Source organism: Plectonema radiosum NIES-515 (genome assembly GCF_025753815.1).
GTDB lineage: Bacteria > Cyanobacteriota > Cyanobacteriia > Cyanobacteriales > Nostocaceae > Hassallia > Hassallia radiosum_A.
Genome location: NZ_JAOWRF010000354.1, coordinates 25,640 through 33,293 on the forward strand (window position 1 = coordinate 25,640; position 7,654 = coordinate 33,293).

8 protein-coding genes are annotated in these 7,654 nt (G+C 41.0%); 4 read left to right on the top strand and 4 right to left on the bottom strand.

Annotated elements, in window-relative coordinates; translation table 11 throughout:
* The first annotated feature begins 24 nt into the window (after positions 1–24).
* Entirely contained in the window at positions 25–1,365 is a 1,341-nt protein-coding gene (locus tag OGM63_RS24930; protein ID WP_263748365.1) for a TldD/PmbA family protein, read from the top strand.
* Positions 1,366–1,418: 53 nt separating this feature from the next.
* Here the strand turns inward: OGM63_RS24930 and OGM63_RS24935 are convergent, their stop codons facing one another.
* The 3 genes from OGM63_RS24935 to clpS form a co-directional block, all read right to left on the bottom strand.
* Positions 1,419–1,859, bottom strand: coding sequence for a pentapeptide repeat-containing protein (locus OGM63_RS24935; protein ID WP_263748366.1), 441 nt, complete (start codon positions 1,857–1,859; stop codon positions 1,419–1,421).
* Between the two features lie 450 nt (positions 1,860–2,309).
* Positions 2,310–3,146, bottom strand: coding sequence for a CPBP family intramembrane glutamic endopeptidase (locus OGM63_RS24940; protein WP_263748367.1), 837 nt, complete (start codon positions 3,144–3,146; stop codon positions 2,310–2,312).
* 21 nt (positions 3,147–3,167) lie between these two features.
* Complete coding sequence (clpS, locus tag OGM63_RS24945; protein ID WP_263748368.1) at positions 3,168–3,449, bottom strand: ATP-dependent Clp protease adapter ClpS; 282 nt, start codon at positions 3,447–3,449, stop codon at positions 3,168–3,170.
* Between clpS and OGM63_RS24950 the strand changes: the two genes are divergently transcribed.
* Positions 3,433–4,074, top strand: coding sequence for a hypothetical protein (locus OGM63_RS24950; protein WP_263748369.1), 642 nt, complete (start codon positions 3,433–3,435; stop codon positions 4,072–4,074). The genes clpS and OGM63_RS24950 overlap by 17 nt on opposite strands.
* 283 nt (positions 4,075–4,357) lie before the next feature.
* On the opposite strand, the gene OGM63_RS24955 is transcribed toward OGM63_RS24950, so the two are convergent.
* Positions 4,358–4,552: a hypothetical protein gene (locus tag OGM63_RS24955; protein WP_263748370.1), complete on the bottom strand. Its 195-nt coding sequence runs from the start codon at positions 4,550–4,552 to the stop codon at positions 4,358–4,360.
* Positions 4,553–5,009: 457 nt separating this feature from the next.
* Here OGM63_RS24955 and OGM63_RS24960 point away from each other — a divergent pair, with 457 nt between their 5' ends.
* Together OGM63_RS24960 and OGM63_RS24965 are read left to right on the top strand one after the other, a co-directional pair.
* Positions 5,010–5,339 carry an STAS domain-containing protein gene (locus tag OGM63_RS24960; RefSeq protein ID WP_263748371.1) on the top strand — a complete coding sequence of 110 codons (330 nt, stop codon included), beginning with the start codon at positions 5,010–5,012 and terminating at the stop codon, positions 5,337–5,339.
* A 502-nt stretch (positions 5,340–5,841) separates the two neighbouring features.
* Positions 5,842–7,654 (top strand): TIGR03960 family B12-binding radical SAM protein (locus OGM63_RS24965; RefSeq protein ID WP_263748372.1); only part of this gene is annotated, 1,813 nt, incomplete at its 3' end.

A 7,654-nucleotide genomic window follows, 5' to 3' on the forward strand; every position in this document is an offset into this window, starting at 1 on the left:
GTAATTTGAAATCCAAAATCCACTATGCCGAATATCAACGAAATTGCAACATCTGCCAAAGAAACAGCTAACAAACTTGGCATTAATAAATTTGACATTTACGGCTCAACCGTAGATGAAACTAGCGTACAAGTAGATCAAGGTGAGCCAAAACAAGTCAAAGCCTCAAATCGCTCTGGTGTCACCGTTCGAGTTTGGAACGAAGACAATACAATGGGTGTCACCAGCACCACAGATGTAGATCCAAAAGGACTAGAATTAGCTTTGAAAACCGCTTACGAAGCTAGCTTCTTCGGTGTGAAAGAAAACGTCCCCGATTTTAGTCCAGAAGCGACTGTCAACATCGACAAGAAGAAGACTGAAAAAGCGAATCAAGCACCGGTTTCGCAACTAATAGAAAGCCTGATTGTCGCCGAAAAAGAACTTTTAGCAGTTCATCCCGCTATTAAAGGAGTACCTTACAACGGTTTAGCCCAAAGAGATATTGACAGGTTCTATCTCAACAGCAATGGTGCAATTAGAACCGAATCTCACTCTTTAGCATCGATATATCTTTACAGCAAAACCGAAGAAGAAGGTAAAAAACCGCGTAGTGCTGGTGCTTTTAGAATCAACCATAGTTTAGATAACCTAGATATTAATGGTTGCATCAAAGAAACCGCAGATAAAACAATTAGCCATTTGAACTATGAAAAAGTCACAACTGGTAAATATCGAGTAGTTTTCTCAGCAGAAGCTTTCTTGAGTTTACTCGGTGCTTTTTCTAACTTGTTCAATGCTCAAAGTATTCTCGACAACCAAAGTCTATCTACCCCTGATTCTCTCGGAAATCAAATCGCTTCCCCCCTGCTTTCTGTATGCGATGATGCGCTGCATCCAGCTAACATTGGTGCCGAGGCTTTTGATGGGGAAGGAACTCCTACACGTCGAGTTTCGCTAATTGAAAATGGCGTTTTAACAGGCTTTCTCCACAGTGCTGGTACTGCGAAAAGAATGAAAGCCAATCTTACAGGTAATGCAAGTATTGGGGCAAAAGTTAGCGTCAGTCCTAACTTTTACCATGTATTTGCAGACGCCAATTCTAAACAAGAATACAGCTTAGAAACTGCGGAAAATGTTATTCTCATCGATGATTTACAAGCTTTACATGCGGGAGTGAAATCATTACAAGGTTCTTTTTCACTACCATTTGATGGTTGGTTAGTCAATAAGGGTGTCAAAACAAGTATCGAGTCAGCAACAGTTGCAGGCGATTTTCTGGAAGTTCTCAAATCAATTATTTATGTTGAGAAAGAACCAGAATTGACACCAGGAGGTGTTTGTCCAAGAATTTGGATTGATGAATTGTCAATTACAGGTGAGTAACACCCTGGTAGAGACGCGAAATTTCGCGTCTCTACTAATCACCCAAATTAGCATTATTCACCGCCACCTATACCGATATTAGTATTAAACACATCAGTACCTTTTAAATTAGCGCCGATTAAAGTAGCCCCTTCTAACTCGGCACTATATAAGGTAGCATTGCTTAAATTAGCGTTGGTGAGATTGGCATTATTTAAAGTCGTGCTATTGACAAATGCTTCTTTCAAATTAGCAGACTGCAAATTAGCACCAGTTAAATCAGCACCTTCTAAATTTGCACTTTGTAAATTAGCACCCTTCAAATTAGCATTCCGCAAATCTGCACCAATCAAGTGAGCACCTTTGAGATTGGCACCGCTTAAATCACACTTGACACATTCTCCGGTTTTTAGCAAACGCTGCACGTGAGCGGGGTTTGCTGCTTTAGCGGGAACGGAAGCACCTAGAGATATAGCGCTTAATAAAGCTACCGCAGCTAAAGATTTAATTCTCATAAGTTTATTCCCTCCCAAATTTTTAGAAGCTATTTAATAAGTATTCGGCACAAATGCTGAAAGTTTATCTTGCTTTGCAGCCGCTTACTTAACTTCTACACTGTCATTGTTGCCCATTCCTGAATTCAACGCCTCATGCGATGGGAGGAATTGAAAGTTTGAATTATATCCAACATCCTTGTTTTAGCTACGCTAAAGGGAGTAAGTTGCTCAAGCAATCAGTGAAGATTAAAAGTGCTAAAAAACCTTTGTGATAGGCATCTTGGCTGTTTGCGGAAAGCCTTCTGCTACACATAAGATTTAATCTAAATCAGAATCTGTCTTTGGGTAGAGAAGAACATCTGGTATAAAAGACGTAGAGACGTAGAGACGTAGAGACGTAGAGACGTAAGCTAGCTACGTCTCTACAAGGGTTTAGGGCAACGCATAATTAAATTCTGGAGATGTTTCTTATCTCACCAGAGCGATCGCTCTCGATTTCCTCTCCATCCACAAAGCCAGCACAGCCAACAACACCAACCCCATCAACCCAGCTAAAGGATTTCGATTCACACCAGTAACCCAATCAGGAACCACACCAGAATATTTAGTTAATTGCCCAACATTGATGATGTAATAACCCCAAAGTAAACCAGCGTGAAGTCCGATCGATAAGCCCAAACGCCCTCTACGCCAGCGTTTTGCACACACCAAAAATAACGCCAGCAGCAATAAGCCAAAAAATTGCGGCGATGTGCGAATAATTTCTGGCAATGGTTTAATAAAGTGGCTGACAGCAAAAATAACCGCAGTTGCCCAAATTACCACACGCAAATTGTAATCACGCTGCAACTCATCAAACAGCCATCCCCGAAATAATAATTCCTCGGCAAATCCATAAGCCAAGGCAACAATCAATCCTTCTAAAATAACTCTCAATAAAAAAATACTGGGTTTTTGCCACACTAGCCAACCCAACAATCCTTCTACCCCAAATAAAATCAAAATATTAATTAGCCCAATCGCCAAACCACGCAGCAAATCGATTGCATTTTGCGGTGTTCTTTCTAAACCATAATGTCTCAGTATCTGGGTTTGCTTGTAAACTTTTTTGCCCCAAAGCCTCAGCAACAAAATAAACTCCACGTATAGCAGTGGCATTGTCAAAATAGTTACCAAGTTGTCATCGCGGACTAATAAGCGAATCGGCGCAGCTATTGGCAACCACAGCAACAACAATGCCAATATAAATATACCCAGCCGAACAGGGGCAGGGTATTGAGACAGACGAAGAAAATTAATTTTCAAAAATTTTTTGCCTGTTGATTGTTATTCGTCAGGTTCAATTGTGCTAGTCAAACCGTGATTTTTCAAGGTTTCACAATAGAACTCAGCGTGTTCCTGAGCACAAGTAATAACTAAAGCTAGCCCATTGGTATGAGCTTCCATCATGATACTAACAGCTTGGGGCTGAGTTAGGTTTGGCACTGTGGTTATTAGCACCTTCACCACATGCTCCATCGGGTTGAAGTCATCGTTATGGAGCAAAACGCGATACCGAGGCGCAAGCTTACGGGATGTTGAACGCTTCTCAATGGTTTCGACTGACACGGGTATTTGCTCTTTTCTGGTTTATCTACTACAGATTCTCTGTAAGCGCGATCGCTTTACAGTTATTTACCTATTCTATCTTATACAAACGCAAATAGATGCTCATGAAAAACTTTTGCTGCTTAGGTTTGATTATTGCATCAAGTCTTTGCCTGCTTTGATAATTCACTACTTTTGCAGCATCCTTTTAAAATACCACACATTCACGCCCTTAAAATTAAGAAAGCAGCAATACAATCGTTGCCGCTACCTTTTTCACCTAATTATGGACATTAACCTATTTCAGCCAGGACAAATTGTGTCTTTAGAGCATGACACAAAACGCCTGTATGCAGAAGTGATTCAAGTTGTCGTTGAGCGTCAGTTGTGCTGGGTGCGTCCTTTGCTGTTAGTTGCTTTCATTGAAGAACCACCGATAATAACTGATCTGCGAGATGCTTCTGACCTGCTTTGGTCGATAAATTTATTTCAACCTGCCTTAGACACAGAAGTTATTACGCTGTTAAGTCAAATTTTTGCCAAAGAACCAAAACATGAGGTTGATTTAGATGCTAAAGAGCAACTCAATCAATTTTTGCGCTTTTTTTGGCAAGCACACAAAGAAAAACCAGAAAATAAAGATTAAATGAATTTTTTTTCGCGTTGCATAATTCTCTGCGCGGGCGATCGCCTAGAAGTGAGTAATATTATGCATGGCAATTAAGTACTGAAATCATGAAAATATTGAAGCACTGTTTTCACACTTGAACTTATGCCAAAAAACCATCTTGTGTACTTAGTAGAAAAATCTCAGCAGTGGTATTACCACTATTCCTACACTGCCTCTACTCCAAAACTATCTATAAACAAAGATAATTTAGTTACCAAATGCAAATTAACTTCATGTATTCAACAATTCAAAATTCCGATTAAAGGCTAGGAACCAACTTAATTCTACCTGCATCCATCTCTGCCATTAATAATTCTAAAGCTTCATAATCAACATCAGAAATGTAACCCATCTGAGTCAGTTCTGAATTGATTTCGTTTTCAATTTCTGGAGTTAATTTTTTAATAAAAAGCGCTCTTTCTACTAATTTACGAATAGCGTATTGAGTTCTCATATACAATAAACCAATTACAATTGTTACCAATTATCCAAGGTCTTCTCTGGTATAAATAGTGATATATGTCTATGTATACCTGTGATCTAAGTCACAATCATATCGGGTAGATGGTTTGCCATGAAATCAGGCATCTGCCAATGGGAAAACAGACACACAGAGATAATTGAATCTTGCTTCAATCAGTTTGACTCATTCGTTGACAAAGGTATATAGACATAACGACAGATGAGTCATCTACCCTAAGACTGTCTATGTTGATTGTTTTTTAAGTATGGTAAAAAAAATGTATATTTAAATACTTTTTTTTCGACAGTTATGACAATATTTAAACATATTGGCTCTGGTCATAAAGATTCAGCAAAGAGACGTAATACGAATGGTCGATGTCAGACAAAAGAGATTATGGTCAAATACATCTATCTTTACAGTTGAATAATTTTAATAGGATATAACAATGCAAGCCGTACTTGAATCTCCCAAAATTGCTTTTATTCGTCCCCAAAGCAGTTTAAATGCCGCAAACGCCTTAGAATTTGAGCGAGACTTCACAGCAGCCTTGACGCAAAATGATATTTCTATGTTGGTTGTAGATTTGGCAGCAGTAGAATCTTTAGACAGCGCCGGTTTGATGGCTTTAGTTTCGGCACTGAAGCTAGCTCAAAGTTTAGGACGGCGTTTTCGCCTTTGCTCTGTATCACCAGCAATAAAAATTATATTTGAATTAACCCAACTTGATGAAGTTTTTGAAAGAATTGAAGGTACGGCACAGTTGCCAGCAGTCTGACTTAAATAAAGAGGGGTAATGCTGAAGCTGAGGCTAGACAACATACCTTTTGTGGCAAAAAAATCCCACTCCACATCATCTACCCGTTAAACATGGAAAGTGAAAATGAATGTAGAGACGTTATGAGGTGTATTGTGTTTTCTGCATCTGGTATACTCTTGTTAATGCCGAAAACCAAGGCGTTTACTTTTCTGGTTTGTAAACCACAGTCGCGTTCATGACTAGCAAGCCTGTAAAAAGGTCACTCCTGGAGTCCACAGGTTGTTAAATTTGCTGAAAATAATGGTTGAACAATGACTAAAAGCTTCAAAAAACGACTCGTTTAAAAGATAGGGTGGGCTACACCCGAATTGACGCTTGTGGACAATAAGGAGGCAACTCCCTTGGTTGAAGCAAGAAGCAGACCCTCTAAAGGAAACTTTAGTTGAATGGCTAGCTTGAAATAAGTTTGGTCAAGTTTTGTATAGCAGCAGAAGAATTCAAGTAGCCAGAAGATAGCACAGTGGCTGTTCCAGTTGAAAAATTAATTACATCGGATATTTTAAAGCCAGCTCGTTATCTCGGTAACGAACTGGGTGCAGTACATAAACCTTGGGATACGGCCGCAACACGTTGGGTATTAACTTATCCAGAAGTGTATGAAGTAGGCGCATCAAATTTAGGGCATATCATCCTCTATAACATTTTGAATGCCCAGCCGCGCTCGTTATGCGATCGCGCTTACCTCCCAGCACCAGACCTGGCAGAAAAACTACGGGCAACGCATACGCCGCTGTTTGCAGTAGAATCAAAGCGATCGCTAACTGAATTCGACATTATCGGTTTTAGCCTCAGTTATGAACTGGGTGCAACCAATATCCTAGAAATGTTAGATTTGGCTGGGATTCCCCTGACATGGCTTGAACGGTTAGACGGAAATTATCCTTTAATTTTCGCCGGTGGACAAACGGCAACATCGAATCCGGAACCTTACGCCGATTTCTTCGATTTTATTGCCTTGGGGGATGGCGAGGAATTACTACCAGAAATTAACTTGGTATTGGCAGATGGTTTTGCAGCTAGCTTAAGCCGAGAAGAGTTATTGCTAGACTTAGCGCAGATACCGGGGGTATATGTTCCCCAATTTTACGACATGGCAGAGGATGGCTCAGTTCATCCTTTGCGCTCAGATGTGCCAAAACGAATTTTGCGACGGGTAGCGACTCCCATACCCGCATATTCTACCGGACTGGTTCCTTATATGGAAACGGTACACGATCGCCTGACAATTGAAATTCGGCGCGGCTGTACTCGCGGCTGTCGCTTTTGTCAACCAGGAATGCTTACCCGACCGGCGCGGGATGTAGAACCAGCGGATGTGGTAGAAGCAATAACCAAAGGAATGCGGGAAACTGGTTATAATGAGTTTTCTCTTTTATCCTTGAGTTGTTCCGATTATTTGTCCCTGCCAGCAGTCGGGATGGAAATCAAAAATCGCTTAAAAAATGAGAATATTTCTTTGAGTCTACCAAGTCAACGGGTAGACAGATTTGATGAAAATATTGCCAATATCCTCGGTGGTACGCGTAAAGGTGGTCTAACCTTTGCCCCAGAAGCGGGAACGCAGCGAATGCGGGACATTGTGAATAAAGGTTTGACTAACTCTGAACTGCTGCGCGGTGTGAAAACAGCGAGTGAGCAAGGTTGGAATAAAATCAAGCTATACTTTATGATTGGCTTACCGGGTGAAACCGATGCCGATGTTATAGGCATAGCGGAAACAGTAAGCTGGCTAAAGCGAGAATGTTGGGCAAAGGGAAGGAAAACTCTAAATTTTAACTTGACAATTTCTAACTTTACCCCGAAGCCGCATACGCCGTTTCAATGGCACTCAGTTTCTACCGCTGAATTTAAGCGCAAGCAAAATTTACTACGGCAAGAATTTCGCCGAATGAAAGCAGTAAAGGTGAACTTCACCGATGTGCGAATATCGGCAATGGAGGACTTTATCGGACGAGGCGATCGCACTTTATCCAAAGTAGTGCGTCATGCTTGGGAATTGGGTGCAGGAATGGATTCCTGGTATGACAATGTAGAGCAAGCTTATCAAGCTTGGGGAGTTGCGATCGCTTTATCCGGTAAGATGTGGAAATACCGCCAAATCGAAAACGGTGAATGGAATTTGTTTGGGGACTCCTTGGAAGACAAGGAAGACAAGGGAGACAAGGGAGACAAGGGAGACAAGGAAGACAAGGAAGACAAGGGAGACAAGGGAGACAAGGGAGACAAGGGAGACAAGGGAGACAAGGGAGACAAGGGAGATAAGGGAGACAAGG